Source organism: Flavobacterium sp. FlaQc-52 (genome assembly GCF_044007495.1).
Taxonomy (GTDB): domain Bacteria; phylum Bacteroidota; class Bacteroidia; order Flavobacteriales; family Flavobacteriaceae; genus Flavobacterium; species Flavobacterium cupriresistens.
In genome coordinates this window covers 260,031-277,487 of sequence record NZ_JBIPCV010000001.1, presented here as the reverse complement: position 1 = coordinate 277,487, position 17,457 = coordinate 260,031, and the positions used below count along the sequence as shown (strand labels likewise).

At 35.1% G+C, this 17,457-nt stretch carries 14 protein-coding genes; 9 read left to right on the top strand and 5 right to left on the bottom strand.

Translation table 11 applies throughout. From position 1 onward, the window contains the following. Positions 1-9 precede the first annotated feature (9 nt). Both ACHRV5_RS01215 and ACHRV5_RS01210 read right to left on the bottom strand, forming a co-directional pair. Positions 10-3,105, bottom strand: a complete 3,096-nt coding sequence (locus ACHRV5_RS01215; RefSeq protein ID WP_047775267.1) for an efflux RND transporter permease subunit — start codon at positions 3,103-3,105, stop codon at positions 10-12. Between the two features lie 76 nt (positions 3,106-3,181). After that, positions 3,182-4,240, bottom strand: coding sequence for an efflux RND transporter periplasmic adaptor subunit (locus tag ACHRV5_RS01210; protein ID WP_047775266.1), 1,059 nt, complete (start codon positions 4,238-4,240; stop codon positions 3,182-3,184). A gap of 645 nt (positions 4,241-4,885) precedes the next feature. Here ACHRV5_RS01210 and ACHRV5_RS01205 point away from each other — a divergent pair. The 4 genes from ACHRV5_RS01205 (at position 4,886) to ACHRV5_RS01190 (ending at position 7,454) form a co-directional block, all read left to right on the top strand. Beyond that, on the top strand, positions 4,886-5,485 hold the full coding sequence (locus ACHRV5_RS01205) for a peroxiredoxin (RefSeq protein WP_047775264.1): 600 nt from the start codon (positions 4,886-4,888) through the stop codon (positions 5,483-5,485). A 31-nt stretch (positions 5,486-5,516) separates the two neighbouring features. Further along, positions 5,517-6,374, top strand: coding sequence for a hypothetical protein (locus ACHRV5_RS01200; protein WP_047775262.1), 858 nt, complete (start codon positions 5,517-5,519; stop codon positions 6,372-6,374). Positions 6,375-6,434: 60 nt separating this feature from the next. Then, complete coding sequence (locus ACHRV5_RS01195) at positions 6,435-6,776, top strand: hypothetical protein (protein ID WP_395425451.1); 342 nt, start codon at positions 6,435-6,437, stop codon at positions 6,774-6,776. Between the two features lie 75 nt (positions 6,777-6,851). Continuing rightward, positions 6,852-7,454: a PAS domain-containing protein gene (locus ACHRV5_RS01190; RefSeq protein ID WP_047775258.1), complete on the top strand. Its 603-nt coding sequence runs from the start codon at positions 6,852-6,854 to the stop codon at positions 7,452-7,454. 790 nt (positions 7,455-8,244) lie between these two features. Here ACHRV5_RS01190 and recG read toward each other — a convergent pair. Continuing rightward, a complete protein-coding gene (gene recG, locus ACHRV5_RS01185; RefSeq protein WP_395425450.1) occupies positions 8,245-10,353 on the bottom strand; it encodes an ATP-dependent DNA helicase RecG in 2,109 nt (702 codons plus the stop codon). Between the two features lie 401 nt (positions 10,354-10,754). Between recG and ACHRV5_RS01180 the strand changes: the two genes are divergently transcribed. Beyond that, complete coding sequence (locus ACHRV5_RS01180) at positions 10,755-11,309, top strand: DUF1697 domain-containing protein (RefSeq protein ID WP_395425449.1); 555 nt, start codon at positions 10,755-10,757, stop codon at positions 11,307-11,309. Further along, positions 11,306-11,788: a DUF4348 domain-containing protein gene (locus ACHRV5_RS01175; protein WP_395425448.1), complete on the top strand. Its 483-nt coding sequence runs from the start codon at positions 11,306-11,308 to the stop codon at positions 11,786-11,788. Before ACHRV5_RS01180 ends, ACHRV5_RS01175 begins: the two co-directional genes overlap by 4 nt. 137 nt (positions 11,789-11,925) lie before the next feature. On the opposite strand, the gene ACHRV5_RS01170 is transcribed toward ACHRV5_RS01175, so the two are convergent. Together ACHRV5_RS01170 and ACHRV5_RS01165 are read right to left on the bottom strand one after the other, a co-directional pair. Further along, positions 11,926-12,618, bottom strand: coding sequence for an aspartyl/asparaginyl beta-hydroxylase domain-containing protein (locus ACHRV5_RS01170; RefSeq protein ID WP_395425447.1), 693 nt, complete (start codon positions 12,616-12,618; stop codon positions 11,926-11,928). Between the two features lie 70 nt (positions 12,619-12,688). Continuing rightward, on the bottom strand, positions 12,689-13,459 hold the full coding sequence (locus tag ACHRV5_RS01165) for a diphthine--ammonia ligase (RefSeq protein WP_395425446.1): 771 nt from the start codon (positions 13,457-13,459) through the stop codon (positions 12,689-12,691). Between the two features lie 64 nt (positions 13,460-13,523). On the opposite strand from ACHRV5_RS01165, the gene ACHRV5_RS01160 reads away from it, so the two are divergent. The 3 genes from ACHRV5_RS01160 (at position 13,524) to ACHRV5_RS01150 (ending at position 17,268) form a co-directional block, all read left to right on the top strand. Next, positions 13,524-14,189: a transposase gene (locus ACHRV5_RS01160; protein ID WP_395425445.1), complete on the top strand. Its 666-nt coding sequence runs from the start codon at positions 13,524-13,526 to the stop codon at positions 14,187-14,189. Further along, positions 14,186-16,246: a M1 family metallopeptidase gene (locus ACHRV5_RS01155; RefSeq protein WP_395425444.1), complete on the top strand. Its 2,061-nt coding sequence runs from the start codon at positions 14,186-14,188 to the stop codon at positions 16,244-16,246. Before ACHRV5_RS01160 ends, ACHRV5_RS01155 begins: the two co-directional genes overlap by 4 nt. Before the next feature lie 122 nt (positions 16,247-16,368). Beyond that, a complete protein-coding gene (locus ACHRV5_RS01150) occupies positions 16,369-17,268 on the top strand; it encodes a patatin family protein (protein ID WP_230001962.1) in 900 nt (299 codons plus the stop codon). Positions 17,269-17,457: the final 189 nt, after the last annotated feature.

Here is a 17,457-nt window from a genome sequence, read left to right as displayed (position 1 = left end):
ACTAATAAATTATTTACTTTCTTTTTCGTATTCGTCAATATGATCAAACTCCGGATAGTGTTTTCTGGCTTTAGACCACATCAGGTAAATTGCCGGAATCACAAAAAGAGTTAGAGCCAAAGAGAAAATAGTTCCACCCACAATAACAACTCCCATTCCGATTCTACTCGTCGATGCTGCTCCAAGTGACATTGCAATTGGTAAAGCCCCTAAAGCAATCGCCAAACTCGTCATTAGAATTGGACGCAAACGCGCTTCTGATGCTTCTAAAATAGCTTCCAGCTTCGGTTTTCCTTGTTCTCTTAGCTGATTCGCAAATTCAACAATTAAAATACCGTTTTTAGTTACCAATCCAATAAGCATTACCGTTCCAATCTGGCTGAAAATATTCCAGGTCTGATTGAACAACCATAAAGAGAATAGGGCACCTGCAACAGCCATTGGCACTGTAAGGATGATGATAAGCGGATCGATAAAACTTTCAAACTGAGCGGCAAGAATTAAAAAGATCAACAGCAAAGCCAATCCAAACGCGAAAGAAGTATTAGAGCTACTTTCAACAAAATCTCGTGATTCTCCACTTAAGTCAGTCGTAAAAGTATCATCTAGAACTTTAGCTTTAATCTGATCCATAGCCTGAATACCATCACTGATACTTTTGCCCGGCGCCAAACCTGCAGAAACAGTAGCCGACATATAACGGTTATTATGATACAATTGAGGTGGATTACTTTGTTCCTCGATATTCACAACATTGTCCATCTGAATAAGCTCTCCTTTGCTGTTTTTAACAAACATAGAAGTTAAATCCAAAGGCTTAGAACGGTCCTTCTGATCAAATTGACCAATAACCTGATATTGTTTCCCGTTTTTAATAAAATAACCAAAACGCTGACCACTTAAAGAAAGCTGTAAAGTCTGCGCAATATCGATAATAGAAATTCCTAAACTCTCTGCTTTGGCACGATCGATACTGACGTTGATTTCGGGTTTATTAAATTTCAAGTTCACATCGGTAATAGAGAAAACATCACTTTTACCCACTTCTTCCATAAACAAAGGAATTTTTTCTCTTAGTTTTTCGAAATTGGGCGCTTGAATAATGTATTGAATCGGCAAACCACCACGTCTGTTTACGGCAATAGTCGGTTGCTGAATCACAGATGTTTTAGCATCCGGATATTTTTTCGTCCATTTTGTTAATTTGTCCGCAATGTCTTTTTGAGACAATTTTCTTTCGTTTGGTTCTTTTAAAGATAGTCTGATAAAACCGGTGTTTGTTGCAGAAGCTCCAAAACCAGGTGCGGTTATCACCAAACTCACTTTTTTCTCCGGAATAGAATCATCTACCAATCTTGATATTTCCTGCATAAAACGGTCCGTGTACTCATACGAAGAGCCCTCAGGAGTTGTCATACGCATGGTTACCGAGCTACGGTCGTCATAAGGAGCGGTTTCTTTTGGAAGTATCGTAAAAAACAAATAAATCAATCCAAAACAAGCAATTAGAATCGGGAAACTGATCCATTTTTTCGCCATAAATCGGTTTAAAGCATCCGCATAACCACTGTTTAGTTTTTCGAAAAAAGGTTCAGTTTTAATATAAAATTTTGATTTTTTTTGTTCTCCGCCTTTCATTAAATAAGCATTCAACATTGGCGTTAAAGTCAATGACACAAAGGCCGAAATTAACACCGCAGCACCAATTACAACTCCAAATTCCCTAAAGAGTCGGCCGACAAAGCCTTCCAGGAAAATTACAGGTAAAAACACAGCCGCCAAAGTCACCGAAATCGAAATTACAGCGTAAAAGATTTCGTTTGATCCTTTAATAGCCGCTTCAATAGGCGACATGCCTTCTTCGACTTTTTTGAAGATGTTTTCCGTTACCACAATTCCATCATCTACCACCAAACCTGTCGCCAAAACAATAGCTAAAAGAGTCAGTACATTGATTGAAAATCCAAAAAGCCACATGATGAAAAATGTCGCAATTAAAGACACCGGAATGTCAATTAAAGGACGGAACGCAATGGCCCAGTCTCTAAAAAACAGGTAAATGATAATAATTACCAGGATAATTGAAATTCCTAAAGTCTCCGCCACCTCAAGTACTGATTTCTTAACGAAAATAGTATTATCCAGCGCAATATTAAGTTTGATGTCTTTTGGAAGATCCTTCTTTAAGGCATCGTATTTTTTGTAAAATTCAGCCGAAATATCCAGGTAATTAGCCCCCGGCATCGGAACAATAGCCAAACCAATCATTGGAAGTCCCGATTGGCTCAATTTTGTTTCTATATTCTCCGGACCTAATTCAGCACCACCAATGTCACTTAACCTGACAATGATATCACCGTCGGTACGGATAATGATATTGTTGAATTCTTCCGGTTTAGAGAGATTTCCAACCGTTTTTACTGTAAGTTCAGTGTTATTTCCGGTCAATTTTCCGGAAGGTAACTCCACATTTTGTGCGTTTAAAGCATTTCGAACTTCCGCTACTGTACAACCGTAAGCTGCCAGTTTTGCCGGATCGATCCACAAACGCATGGCGTATCGTTTTTGTCCCCAGATTTGCACACCACTAACTCCCGGAATCGTTTCTAAACGTTGTGAAATTACATTTTCTGCATAATCACTTAATTCCAACGCGCTTCGGGTATCACTCTGCACAGTCATCGAAATGATCGCATCACTATCGGCATCAGCCTTAGAAACTACGGGCGGAGCATCGATATCCTGCGGCAAACTTCTCACGGCCTGAGAAACCTTGTCTCTTACGTCATTTGCAGCCTCTTCCAGATCTTTGTCCAGATTAAACTCGATGGTAATGTTACTGCTTCCCTGATTACTGGAAGAAGTTATATTTCTGATTCCGTCAATGGCATTTACAGCCTTTTCAAGAGGTTCTGTGATTTGGGATTCAATAATATCAGCATTGGCTCCGGTATAATTGGTTCTGATCGAAACCTGTGCCGGATCAATGGAAGGAAATTCGCGAACACCCAGAAAAGTATAACCAATAAAACCGAACAAAATAATCAAAAGATTCAGTACAATGGTTAAAACGGGTCTTCTTATACTAGTAGTAGATAAACTCATTATGATTTTTAGATTTTAGATTTTAAGTAGTTGGTTTTCGATTGTTGCCTCATAAACCGATTTTCAAAATCTATAATTATTTTACTTTAACTTTTATTGGAGCCTCATTTTTTAATGACATCACACCGCTTGTCAGCAGGGTGTCACCCGCCTTTAATCCGGATAAAATCAAAATCGAAGCATCTGTTCTTGTGGTGGCATCAACCATAACTTCTTTGGCCTTACCCATATTAGCGATATACACTTTTTTACCACTTTGAACAGGTACAATAGCTTCTGAAGGAACTACGATCGCATCTTTGATAATATTAAGAGGTAATTGCACATCTGCGAAAGTACCCGGCAAAAGTTTTCCGTCGATATTATCTGCAATGGCGCGAATTTGTAAAGTACGTGTTGCCACAGCCACTTCAGGTTCAATGGCGTATATTTTGGCCGTATAAACTTTTGTTGAGCCCGACACCGTAAAATCAATATTAGATCCCGACACTACTTGTGAGGCATATTTTTCAGGAATTGAAAATGTAATTTTTAATTTTCCTGTGTTCACTAATTTTGCTACGAGTATAGTAGGAGTGATGTACGTTCCCGGAGAAATAGAACGCAAACCAATTTTTCCTGAGAAAGGAGCTTTTACAGCTGTTTTTGAAATCTGCGCTCTGATCAATTGGCTTTGAGCTTGCGCTGATGCATAATCTGCATTGGCAACATCAAATTCTTCCTGACTTATCGCTTCTTTTTGGAGTAGTAATTTAGCTCTTCTTTCGTTTTCCGCTGCTAATTTTTCTCTGGTAACAGCTTGTCTCAATTGCGCTTTTAATTCAATATCATTTACTTTAAAAAGTACCTGACCTTTGTTTACGAAAGTACCTTCAGTAAAGTAAATATTCTCAACAATACCGGAGACTTCGCTTCGAATTTCTATTTGCTCATTGGCTTCAATAGATCCCGATAAGGACAGATTATTATCAAAAGTGGCCGTTTTTACCACTATTCCTGTTACGGTAGTTGGACTGTCTTTATCGCCGAATTTTTTAGATTCTTCGTTTTTACTTTTATTAGATACAACTCGGTAGGCAATAAACCCTCCAAGTCCGATAATCAGAAGGGCATAAACTAGGTTTTTTACTTTCATAAAATTGAGGTAAATAGATTTTTTGGGTAAGTGTTTTTAGTAAGTGTACAAATTTAACTTTTTGGAGCGAATCCAAATGGCGTTAGCTTTTATTTAACATTTGTATGTACAAATCTTTACATTGAATTTAAGTCATTGAAAAACAGTATTTTACTATTATTCAAATTGACTTAGAGCTGTTCTGGCGCCGATTTTTGGCTGTTTTTTGAAAATAGGTCATTTTATAAAGTTGATGTGAATAATTGGATTTAGATGCTGATTTAGATGATTGGTTTAACGACACGATCTAAAAAACATGTTTTTTAACAAAACTTTTAGAAATGTTTTAATGAGCTGTATTTTTTGTAGGTTTTTACGCAAGTAATTTTGCTTAAAAATAAAACAAAAAATAAGGTAATTCTGATCTAATAAGCAAAATTTGCATTTTAACTGATTTTTTTTGTTGTTTATCGATTTTATTCGTAACATTGATAAGCTTAAACAAAATGATCGGTTTTTTGTGATAATATTAATGTTTTTAGGGGTTAAGCGTGTAAATGTGTAGGTTTTTTATTTGTTTTTAAGTTAAAATTAGTTTTTTACAAAACCAATTACTTAACAGTTGTTTAGACATCATTAGAATTATATACCCAAAACTACTTATTTATGGCAAAAAAAATACTCCTTGGCTTATGGTTTTCTTTATTGCTCTCCGCAATTCTTGTTTTATTCTGGCAGAATGAGTTCAAATACAGTTTGCCAACTCCGATTCCTAAAAATTATCATACCATTGCTATGGGCTCCCGAATTGACTTAGGGAAATGTTGGGTTACCAACAACAAACCTGTATTTATCCATTTTTTTAATCCGGACTGTCCTTGTTCGCGATTTAACATACCACACGTTAGCGAACTAATCAAAAAGTATGGTGACCGTATTAATTTTAAAATTGTGGTCTTAAACAAACACAAAAATTTTACGATTGAAGAAATACAGAAAAAATTCGATGCTGAAATCCCTGTCTATTTTGATGAAGCGATGGCCAAAAAGTGTGGTGTTTTCTCCACTCCGCAAGCTGTTATAATTGATCCAGTACAGAATTTATACTACCGAGGGAATTACAATAAGACCAGATATTGTACTAATGCCGACAGTAATTATGCACAAATGGCAATTGATTCTTTGCTCAAACAAACCAAGACCCCTTCATTTGATGCTTTAGCTCTGAGAGCTTACGGATGTTCGTTACCAAAATGCACTAAATAAATCTAACCCTCAACCTAAATTACCCAAAATTATGAAATCAAAAGCAAGTTTGAATGAACAAGATTACCTACACAGTTTTATGTCAACAATGACACAAAAGTCAGACACGATTATTAATTATGTGCTTGCAGCCTATTTTCTTCTCGGAATTGCCCTGGCCTTTAAGTACGATACATTTGAAATTGGGGTTGGAGTAGGTGTCATCAATTTATTATTGTACTATTCGGCAAAATTCTTTTTTAAAAAATCGAACTTTTACCAGTATGTTTTGTCAGTAGTGTTAGCGATTTTTATGGCGCAATACATTTATCAGATGCACGGTTTGTTCGAAATGCACTTTACCGTATTTATCGCCAGTACCATTTTAATTATTTATCAAAATTGGAAATTGCAAATTCCGCTTACGCTTTTGGTGGTTCTGCATCATGGAGCTCTGGCTTATATGCAGAATGCTGTTTTTAATGATCCAAAAGGTTTGCAATTGTATTTTTCTCAGGTAAATTTCGATTTAGAAACTTTTATTATTCACGTAGTATTAGCTGCAGTTGTATTTTTAATGAATGGGTATTGGGCGTATTATTTCAAAGAACACAGCCAAAATCACATTTCAAAAATATCAGATGAGTATGAATTGGAAAATATGAAATTGGCTTCCGCAAAATACAGCACACTGTCTTCTAATAATGAATTTAATGTTTTTGTTTACAGAACAGCGCAGGATTTAAGACTTCCGGTAGATTCGGTTTTAAAACTTATTGATGCCTCAAAAGGACATACCGATAATGACAAACTATTAAACTACCTGGAAATGATGCGTGAAAGTGCCAAAAAAATAGATGATTTGGTTAATGATATTCACGGTAAATCGGCTACGAGAGTTTCAAATTAACTTTAAGTTGTATTTAGTAGTAGGTATTAATTCAATCCATTATAACTTAAATTTAATCTTATGTCGAAATATGATTTTGAATCAACCAATGCAATGCTCGATTCTTTAAAAAAATCGTTTGACAGTTTCCTTAAAGAAGAAGTAGCTGTAAATTCATTTGATAAAATTACAGAAACTGATTTTGGAAAGGAAGTTGCCCGAATTTTTAACCAACACAGTGATAATCATAATGCTAAAAATTTAGATTTTCAATATAAAAAGATCGTTCATATTGCAAATGATATTCAGCATTTAAAACTGGCCAACGACGCCACCTTGCCGGATTGGCTGGAGGAGGAGCTCGAAGCCGTTTTTAAGAAAACAAAAGGCTTGTTAACTATTTTAAAAGAAGAACTGAACTAGAATACTATTTAATACGCAGCGCATTTATTTATGCACAACAAAAGAGTCGCATATTAATTTTAAAATACGAGATTTATGGATACCAGAATTACCCGCCCGAATCCATCAGACAGAGAAGTTGATTGGAATAAAACCAAAGTATTACTAAGCAAAACAGATACAAAAGGAACTATTTTGTATGCTAACGAAGCTTTTATTGATGTATCGGGCTACGATGAGTTTGAACTTATCGGACAGCCCCACAACGTTATCCGTCATCCGGATATGCCAAAAGTTATTTTTAAATTTTTATGGGATAGTATTAAGGGTAATAAAAATATACATGCTATAGTCAAAAACATGTCTAAAACCGGAAGATACTATTGGGTAATCACAGATTTTAAAATTGTTTCAGATTCAGACGGAGAAATTGTAGGGTACTTTGGAACCCGAAAATCGGTTCCCGAAGAAGTGATTGTTAAGTTTATAGAACCACTATACAAAAAACTAATCCATATCGAAGAGGCGAGTGGACTTCACGCATCTGAAGAGTATTTGATCGGTTTTTTGGAAGAACGTAAAAAAACGTACACCGAATATGTAGATCATCTTGTAGCCACCGGAAAAGATGATAAAAATAAAGTAAGCAAAGGTTTTTTTAACGGCTTTTTCGAAAAGAAAAACGGAACCAAAAAATAACGTAGAATAAACTACTATACGCTTCATTGTATCAGCTCTAAAATGGGAATGCTTTTTTTGCCCCAACTCTATTAAGCTTACTAATTTATGTAACTATTTTAGACTTAAATCTCGACCGTTTAAGATGATACTTTGGAGTGTATTTTTTTTAGTTTCTGAGTTACAGAGGTTCTGAGGGGCTAAGATTTGGGGTGAATCTAAACGTGGTAGTAGCAAAATCTCGCAAAAGAAATTTAGCTCGTTGGAATCATTCTATACCTCATTACTGAATTATAATAATGTAAATTTCCAGTAAAAATTAAAATATTTGCAAAAGTATCATTTTGAATAACCTCCTACTTCAGTTGGAGGATTACAAGTAGTTCAAGATTTAAGGGCTTTACCCGAATTATATCCCAGTTCTTTCAGCTAAAACCAAAGATACACCTCTCAATCATTTACCTCCAGATGAAGCACAATGTCATTAAGTTAATGCTATTTTTTCAAGCAGATTCTGCGGATGCTGCGAATTTTTTTATTTCATTCCGCTAAAATCTGCGTGAGACTTTTTTTGATAACCCTTAACTTAATGGAATTGAGCTGAAGCGGTAAGCAAATCAATCCATTTGTGCTTTTACCAAATAGGATCAACAAATTATTAGCTAGTAGTTTCAATTAATTAAACAAAACAGTTGTTGCAAATCACTTCGTAACTTTCAGATCTCTTTTTATAGCTTAGAAACTAAAATCAAGACAATGTCCAAGATTCTCAGAAACTTAGCATCTTAGTAACTTAGCACCTTAAAAAAAACTAACTAATATAATTCCAGATATTCTTCTTCTTAGTTAGTTCAATAAAGACCGCTTTCAAAATAGCATGCTCCGGTTTTTGAAGGGCCGAATCTTCTTTTAAAATCTTCATTGCATAGTTTCTACCTAAAGACAATATATCACGATCACGGACAATGTCTGCAATTTGAAGATTTAAAACACCGCTTTGTTGCGTCCCCATTAAATCCCCGGGACCGCGAAGTTTAAGATCTACTTCGGCGATTTCGAAACCATCATTGGTCTGTACCATGGTCTCCATTCGGGTTTTACTATCGGCACTTAATTTATGACTTGTCATCAGGATACAATAACTTTGTTCAGCACCACGTCCTACACGACCGCGAAGCTGATGCAATTGAGACAATCCGAAGCGTTCTGCACTTTCAATAATCATTACACTTGCATTGGGTACATTTACCCCAACTTCAATCACGGTTGTTGCAACCATTATATTTGTTTTCCCTTCTGAAAAACGTTTCATTTCAGCATCTTTATCTGCTGGCTTCATTTTTCCGTGCAAAATAGAAATCGAATACTGTGGCAATGGGAAATCACGTGAAATACTCTCGTAACCGTCCATTAAGTCCTTATAATCCATTTTTTCAGACTCTTGAATCAACGGATAAACGATATAGATTTGTCTTCCCAGTGCGATTTCATCCCTAAGAAATTTCCAAACTTTCAAACGATTACTGTCAAAACGATGTACGGTCTGAATGGGTTTTCGTCCGGGAGGTAATTCGTCAATTACAGAAATATCCAAATCACCATAAAGACTCATCGCAAGTGTCCTTGGAATAGGGGTGGCGGTCATTACTAAAACATGGGGCGGAATCTCGTTCTTCTTCCATAACTTAGAACGTTGCTCGACACCAAATCGATGTTGCTCATCGATTACCGCTAAACCTAGGTTTTTAAATTTGACTTTGTCTTCCAATAAAGCGTGTGTCCCGATTAAAATATGCAAAGTCCCGTTTTCAAGTTCTTCATGAAGAATTCTTCTGGCTGCCGTTTTAGTAGAACCGGTAAGTATTTTGATATTGATATTTAAAGTCTTAGCCAATTCCGACAATCCGATAAAATGCTGGTTGGCGAGAATTTCTGTAGGCGCCATCAAACAAGCCTGAAAACCATTGTCCATCGCCAATAACATGCTCATAAAAGCTACAATAGTCTTTCCGGACCCCACATCACCCTGCAATAATCGGTTCATTTGGGCATTGCTTCCCATATCGGAACGGATTTCTTTTATAACTCTTTTTTGCGCATTGGTCAATTCAAAAGGCAAGTGATTCTGATAGAATTCATTAAAAAATTCTCCCACTTTTGTAAACGGATGCCCTTTTATTTTGTGCTTTTGAATCAGGTTTTTGGTGATTAATTGCAGTTGAATAAAGAACAATTCTTCAAACTTTAATCGAAACTGCGCTTTCGCCAAAGCATCAGTACTCTTCGGGAAATGAATATTGAATAGCGCTGCTTTTTTTGAAATCAATTTCAACTCTTCAATTAAATAAGAAGGAAATGTTTCCGTAAACAAAGCCTGCGTTTCAATAAACAGTTGCTCCATTAATTTATTGATCGTTCGATTAGAAATACCTCGATTTGTCAGCGTTTCCGTTGAAGGATAAACCGGTTGCATGGCAGAACGGAGGCTTTTTTCATGCTCATTTAAAGGTTCGATCTCAGGATGCGCCATACTAAATTGACTCCCGTACAAAGAGCATTTTCCAAAAATGACACAAACTTCATTCAGCTTTAAACTTTCGCGAACCCATTTGTGTCCCTGAAACCAATTTAAATCAATTTGGCCCGTATCATCTACAAAGGTGGCTACCAGACGCTTTTTGTTTTTTGCAAATTCAACCGTTTTGATGTTGATGATTTTCCCAATAATCTGAACTTCAGAACCCGTATTTTGAAGTTCATTTATTTTGTAGTATCGCGTTCGGTCAATATAACGGTTTGGAAAAAAGTTAACTAAATCACCATACTTATGAATCTCCAGTTCCTTGCGCAGCAATTGACCCCGATTGGGACCAACACCTTTTAAGTATTCGATAGGAGTTTCAAGGAGATTATTAGACATTTTTTGGCGTTACGTTTTTAGAATATTGCAAATAGATTTTAGAGAATAACTTTAAGATTGTGCACCGTATGCTGACGGGTCTCTTCTTTTTTCTCTTTTAGAAATACGAAGATAGATTTTAATTGGGAATTTTAAAAATCCGCCAGTCTTGAAAAGTCAGTCGTTGTAGGAAAGAAATTGACGTTTGTTAAATCCGGTAAAGGCAAAGCACGAATATATAGACAGTTGATTATTAATTGTATTGACATCTATATTTTTATATAATTGAGACATTTTCATATACATTTCAAGCCGTTTTAGTTTGATATCTTTTTTTTAATCCTAATCGTAAAACTATAATTGAGTCCAGCTCCATTTTTATTGCAATTGATTTTTTTATCTTTGAACAAAATTCAAAGACAATGACAACACATCTGGTACTTTTACGCGGCATAAATGTTTCGGGACATAATATGATGAAAATGGAAGCATTAAAGACAATGCTTGAAAATATAGGTTTTCAAAATGTTAGAACATACCTACAGTCCGGAAATGTATTTGTAGATACTCCGGAAGAAAGTGCATCGGCAGTGGGTTTTCAGATAAAACAAGAAATCTTTAAAGTTTTTGGTCATGAAGTTCCGACGATAGTGATTACCAAAAAAGACCTTGATGATTGTTTCAAGAACAGCCCTTTTCTCAAAGAAAAAGAAGTCGACACTAAAAAACTGTACGTTGCTTTTGTCTCAATTGCTTTGAAAAGCGAGAATATCAATGATCTTAAAATTAGTCAGTTTAAGCCTGATGAAGCCAGTATCGATGGGAACAGAATTTTTATTAAATACGCGGTTGGAGCAGGAAAGACAAGATTTGATCAAAAATATATTGAGAAAAAACTAAACGTAACGGCAACGATTAGAAACTGGAATACGGTAACTAATTTGTTGAACATGTATAAAGAAGAACAATCCATATGAAAATCTCAGAAAGTATATTTTTCTTTTTTTTATTAGTAGCATTTGTAAGCTGCAAAAGGAATGATGTATTGCAAACTACTCCTGTTCCAAGAGAAGAAACCAAAAAATCTGTTAGAGTAGAAGAAAAAAAAACTGCTGTCGTCGAAAGTAAAAATGAACAAGAAGACTTTAATTCTTTTTTAAAAATATTTAGTAACGATTCCCTTTTTCAAAGAGATAGAATTCATTTTCCGCTGAAAGTTAAAATAAATAACGACGATTTTGAATTAGTTGATTACTTAATTACTAAAGAGGAGTACCGCAATATTAATCTCGACGTGCAACCGCAGAGCATGGATTATAAGCAAGTGATACATCTAAAAGAAGAGGAGGCCGTAATCCAACAGCGCGGAATTAACAATGGTATTTATATCGATTACTTTTTCAAAAGAAAAAATGGAAAATGGCAACTATCAACTTGGATCGATGTTTCAACCTAAATTGAATTAAGAATAACAACATAGCAGTTTCTCAGACAAATAGATCTTTATTGGTCTGAATTTTAATGTTTAAAGGAAACAGCTCAACAGCTACAAAAACAATTACTTTAAAACAGTCGTTTTTAAAAACCTAGATTTTATAGCTCTAAGTTTTTTATTAATTCATTTGCTATTGGTGTATTTAGAAGACGTAGCTGGGCAATCATAAGTTCTTTTTCCTCTTTTTTAAGTACTACAGCCGGCTTCTTAAATTGATCTTCTTCCGCTTCTTTATAAAAAAGAGCATCAGTCCATTCATTTCGGACTCCGTCAATCACTAGGTGTATGCGATCCTGATTGCCTCTGTTTGCCACAGAATGCTCAAAATTAGCATCGATATACCAGCATTCCCCTTCACCCATAATCAGACGTTTTCCGTCCAAAATAAATTCGACATCAGGATTGGTAATTATCGGGATATGCAATCGGAAAGAACCGTCTTCATAGCCCAAACAATGATCGGAATGCGGCTTGATTTCTGCACCAACGGCCAGTTGGAGTAGTCGTACTGCGGTTTTTTCAAAGAGAAAACCATCTAAAATTTCTTTAAAATAGGTACAGGAATCTAAAATTTCGGTTTCTTTAATAGCATCGTCAGTATTGGGTAAAGCAAAAATAGTATCCGATTTCCCGTCTGTAGACATCAAGGCAACCGAAGTCCATTTTCCGGAATAATCATTGGTATTGTAATGCGCTACCCATTTTTTATTCATTATTTTAGAAAGATCACTTTTGAGTTTGTCTACATCAAAAACAATGGGGAATTTTATAGAACGTATCAGTATATCCATAATCTATTTTTTTGCATTAGAATAATAATAAACTCTCGTAAATTTAAAACCAAACCTCAGTTTACATCACTTATTTAGGAATCAAATCGCAGTACCAGAATCCAAAATCGAAAGCACCGGTCGTATTCGTATCACAGGCAGTATTGGATGAGTCATCCTTTTTTGGTCTTTCATATTTGCGGTAAACGATTTCGCCAATTTCAAAATCAATTGGTTTAGAGAAAAGCGGACCATCAAATGTAAAGGTGTGAAATTCGCCATTTTCGCCACATAAATCTACATTTTCAGGCAAATCATTGATAAAATCCTGATCGATAATACGACCGGCAAAACTTTTGTCTAAATACCGTTCATTTACACAAACTACAATTGTCTTAAATCCAAGTTGAATGAATTCCTGAATCAATTCCTTTGTTGGAATTTTCCAGATTGGAAAAACACCTTGAAAACCAATTTTTGCTAATTGATCCTCACGATACTTTCGCAAATCTTCCAGAAAGATATCCCCGAAAACAGAATGCGTAATTCCATCCTTTTTTAATTCATTTAAAGTTTGGGTCATTACGTTTTCATACACTTCCATTGTTGGCATCTCCGGAACCTGCAGTACTTTTAATGGAATACCGATACTTTTTGCCTGTGCTTCGAGAAGTTCAATGCGTACACCATGCATCGAAATTCGTTGGTATTTCTCGTTGACACTGGTTAGTAAACATTCAATTTTATACTCCGGATTCTGTAAAATTTTGTATAAGGTAAGAGCAGAATCTTTTCCGCTGCTCCAATTAAATAAGGCTTTTATTGGCTTTGACACTTTGTTGTAATTTTCTGTAGTAAACATACAAAATTCATTCGATTTGTTGGCGAAACCTTTGTAACTTTGAGATTATTATACGCCTCAAGAAATGATATTATTTAAGAATAAATACAAAACTGATTCTAACAGATTGAAAAACTGGGATTATTCCGGTGATGCAATCTATTTTATCACAATAGTGACCCAGAATAGAGAGTGCATTTTTGGCACAGTTGAAAATGAAGTGATGAAATTAAACGACAATGGAGAAATTATTGAGACCGAATTGAAAAAATCAATTTCAATTCGGAAAAATTGGTTCTTCCATAATTGGGTTGTAATGCCAAATCATATTCATTTGTTGATTGAAATCCAAAATAATCCCATTTCCGATGTTCAGACGCACAATGTAGAGACGCACAGTGTAGAGACGCACAGCAGTGCGTCTCTACGGGAACGTAATTTGGAAGATGATTTGGAACATCATTCGAAACATGATTCAAAACATAATCACGATCAAAAATCGGACCCACAACAAGACCACAATAACCCCAAAAAAATCAAATTAACCCGAAAACCAAATTCAATTTCATCATTTGTTGCGATTTTTAAATCGGTCACAACAAAACAAATCGGTAATGAGACATCAATCTGGCAATCCAATTATCACGATAGTATTGTTAGAAACCATATTGCCTTTGATAAAATCTATAATTACATAAAAAACAACCCTAGAAATTGGGAGACGGATCCCATAAATTCAAATTTTCAATGAAATACTTTTTTCTTTTTATTACCAGCTTCGCTTTTGCACAGCAAACCCAGTTCGTCGATTTTAAATCCGTTTCGGGCCAATTAAAATTAGATGCCAAGAAAAAATCTGTTTCCGGTAGCGTCACGTATGATTTTGATGTTTTGAAAGCTGTAGATACAATTAAAATTGATGCGAAAAACATGGAATTTACCAATGTTGAAATCGACGGAAAAGAAGTGATTTTTCTTAACACAGGCAAACAATTGCAAATCATTTATAATTTTGAAAAAGGCAAAAAACAGCTTCGTTTTAACTATTCGGTTAAACCCAAACAAGCTTTGTATTTTGTTGCTGTTGAAAATTCAGAAGTGCAAATCTGGACGCAGGGTCAGGGGAGATACACCAGCAACTGGTTTCCGAGTTTTGATGATGTAAATGAAAAAGTAATTTTTAATATGGAAGTTACTTATGAAAAGGGCTATCAGGTAGTCTCGAATGGAATCTTGAAAAACAAAACAGAACATAACAATCAGATTCAATGGCAATACCAGATGAAAAAGCCAATGAGTTCTTATTTATTGATGCTTACGGTTGGTAAATATGATAAAAAAGAGTTCAAATCTAAAACAAACATTCCTTTAGAGTATTATTTGGAGAATAAGGATTTGGCTCGTTTTGAACCTACTTATCGTTATTCGAAACGCATTTTCGATTTTCTGGAAAAAGAAATAGGAGTAGGGTATCCGTGGGGAATTTACAGAGAAATTCCGGTTCGTGATTTTTTGTATGCGGGAATGGAAAACACAACCACCACACTTTTTGCAACGCGTTACGTTGTTGATTCTACCGGTTTTGAAGACCGAAATTACACCAATGTCGACGCACATGAGTTGGCACATCATTGGTTCGGCGACCTGATTACGGCCGAAAGCAGTACACATCATTGGCTTCAGGAGGGTTTTGCGACTTATTATGCTTTACTTGCCGAAAGAGCTATTTATGGTGAGGATTATTTTTATTCTAAATTATACGAAACCGCACAGCAATTAAAGTTTGCCTCAAGAACAGATACGATTCCGGTTTTAAATGCCAAGGCAAGTTCTTTAACCTTTTACGAAAAAGGAGCTTGGACGTTGTTCGTACTGCACGAATCAATAGGTGATAAGTCCTTTAAAAAAGCCATTAAAAGTTACCTCAAAAAATACGCTTATCAAAATGTAAATACGCAAAATTTCTTTGATGAAATTAAAAAAGTATCCGATTTTGATTTGGATAAATTTAAGAAGACCTGGTTAGAATCAACTGCTTTTGATACCGCAACCGCTAATGCTTTATTGAGTAAAAACAAAGCAATTCAAGTTCGTTTGGAAGTAGATAAACTAAAAAAAACGCCTTTGTTAGAAAAGAAAGATTTCTTAATTGAAACTTTAAATTCAGACACCTATCACGCTGTAAAAGAAGCTATTGTTAATCAAATAGAAAACGACAAGTATGATGCTAAAAAAGAATTATTAGTAATCGCTATGCAAAGTAATGATGTACAAATTCGTCAGGCAGTTGCGGGTAATTTTAATCAAATTCCGGAAGATTTCAGAACAACTTACGAAACTTTACTTGATGACAAATCATACCAAACTCAAGAAATCGCCCTCTATAGTTTATGGAAAAGTTTTCCAGAACATCAGACTGAATACCTGAACAAATCAAAGAATTGGATTGGTTTTAATGACTATAATCTTCGCACACTATGGCTTTCATTGGCTTTATCTACACGAGATTACAGCGAGAATCCGGAAGATTTAGTTACGGAGCTGATTGGTTTTTCATCCACAAAATATGAAGCAACAACAAGACAAAATGCGTTAGAAAAATTAATTGCTTTTAGATTGATAAACGATACCGTTTTAACAAATTTAGTAGGTGCAACAACACATCATATGTGGCAATTTTCAAAATTCGGAAGAGATTCTATTAGGATTTTATTAAAAAATTCGGAAATGCGTGCGTCGTTTGAAAGAATTTTGCCTAATTTGACATCCGATGAACAGTTTCAGTTGAATCGTTTATTAAAGGAGTAAAGAATATAGAGCATAGAATATTAGGATGTAGAGCAAGGAAAACACTCCAATCTATATTCTATGTTCTTTACTCTATTTTCTCCCCACATTCTAAATAAAAAAATAATACCTACATTAAATTTATGAGAGCATTGGTTATTTCAGGTGGAGGCAGTAAAGGAGCATTTGCGGGTGGTGTGGCACAATATTTAATAGAAGAGAAGAAACACGAATACGACATGTTTTTAGGAACTTCAACAGGGAGTTTGTTAATTCCGCACCTGGCTCTGGGACATTTGAAAAAAATCCACTGGGTTTACACCAATGTTACCATGTCTAAAATTTTTAATATTTGCCCTTTTGTGGTGAAAGTCAAAGACGGAATTGACATCGTAACCATCAATCATTTTAATGTTTTACGTCAATTTTTTAGAGGAAAAAGGACTTTTGGAGAGAGTAAAGGGTTGCAAAAGTACATCAAAAACAATTTTTCGATAGCCGATTTCAATAAACTCAAAAAACTTAAGAGTGATGTTATTGTTACTGTTACCAATTTAACCAAAAACGAGGCAGAATACAAGTCCGTTAAAGACTGTACGTACGAAGAGTTTTGCGACTGGACTTGGATTTCAAGTAATTATATTCCGTTTATGAGTTTAGTAACCAAGAACAATTATGAATATGGAGACGGCGGTTTCTCGAGTTTGGTACCCATTCGCGAAGCCATAAATCGTGGCGCAACCGAAATTGATGTAATCATTCTGGAAACCGAAGTTAATATGGATAAAATGGTTATCGGCAAAAACCCGTTTTCCTTAATGATTGATTTATTCCGAATTGCTCTGGATCAGGTAGAAAAGCATGATATCGCAATTGGAAAACTAATGGCGAGCAATAAAAATGTAAAATTAAATCTATACTACACACCAACAAAACTCACAAATAACGCTTTGATTTTTAATAGAGAAGTCATGAAAGTGTGGTGGGAGCAAGGTTATGAATATGCTCAGAATAAATCTGAAATTATGAGTGATAATAAGTAGTTTGAAATATTACACATTTTAATCATTCTTCTTAAACAAAGAAGGTTTTATAACAATTCAAAAATTCCGCGAAGTCAAAAAGACTTAGTTTTAGTAAAGAAAATAGTTATGAAATATGACTTTATTTGATTTGCCTCCTGCTTTAGCTGGAGGTATGCAGATTGAGAAGTACAAAATTGGCTTTAGCCT

Bases quoted from the DNA above. Each gene is read 5' to 3' on its own strand.
- ACHRV5_RS01215 (WP_047775267.1), bottom strand. From the start codon at position 3,105: ATGAGTTTATCTACTACTAGTATAAGAAGACCCGTTTTAACCATTGTA.
- ACHRV5_RS01210 (WP_047775266.1), bottom strand. From the start codon at position 4,240: ATGAAAGTAAAAAACCTAGTTTATGCCCTTCTGATTATCGGACTTGGA.
- ACHRV5_RS01205 (WP_047775264.1), top strand. From the start codon at position 4,886: ATGGCAAAAAAAATACTCCTTGGCTTATGGTTTTCTTTATTGCTCTCC.
- ACHRV5_RS01200 (WP_047775262.1), top strand. From the start codon at position 5,517: ATGAAATCAAAAGCAAGTTTGAATGAACAAGATTACCTACACAGTTTT.
- ACHRV5_RS01195 (WP_395425451.1), top strand. From the start codon at position 6,435: ATGTCGAAATATGATTTTGAATCAACCAATGCAATGCTCGATTCTTTA.
- ACHRV5_RS01190 (WP_047775258.1), top strand. From the start codon at position 6,852: ATGGATACCAGAATTACCCGCCCGAATCCATCAGACAGAGAAGTTGAT.
- recG (WP_395425450.1), bottom strand. From the start codon at position 10,353: ATGTCTAATAATCTCCTTGAAACTCCTATCGAATACTTAAAAGGTGTT.
- ACHRV5_RS01180 (WP_395425449.1), top strand. From the start codon at position 10,755: ATGACAACACATCTGGTACTTTTACGCGGCATAAATGTTTCGGGACAT.
- ACHRV5_RS01175 (WP_395425448.1), top strand. From the start codon at position 11,306: ATGAAAATCTCAGAAAGTATATTTTTCTTTTTTTTATTAGTAGCATTT.
- ACHRV5_RS01170 (WP_395425447.1), bottom strand. From the start codon at position 12,618: ATGGATATACTGATACGTTCTATAAAATTCCCCATTGTTTTTGATGTA.
- ACHRV5_RS01165 (WP_395425446.1), bottom strand. From the start codon at position 13,459: ATGTTTACTACAGAAAATTACAACAAAGTGTCAAAGCCAATAAAAGCC.
- ACHRV5_RS01160 (WP_395425445.1), top strand. From the start codon at position 13,524: ATGATATTATTTAAGAATAAATACAAAACTGATTCTAACAGATTGAAA.
- ACHRV5_RS01155 (WP_395425444.1), top strand. From the start codon at position 14,186: ATGAAATACTTTTTTCTTTTTATTACCAGCTTCGCTTTTGCACAGCAA.
- ACHRV5_RS01150 (WP_230001962.1), top strand. From the start codon at position 16,369: ATGAGAGCATTGGTTATTTCAGGTGGAGGCAGTAAAGGAGCATTTGCG.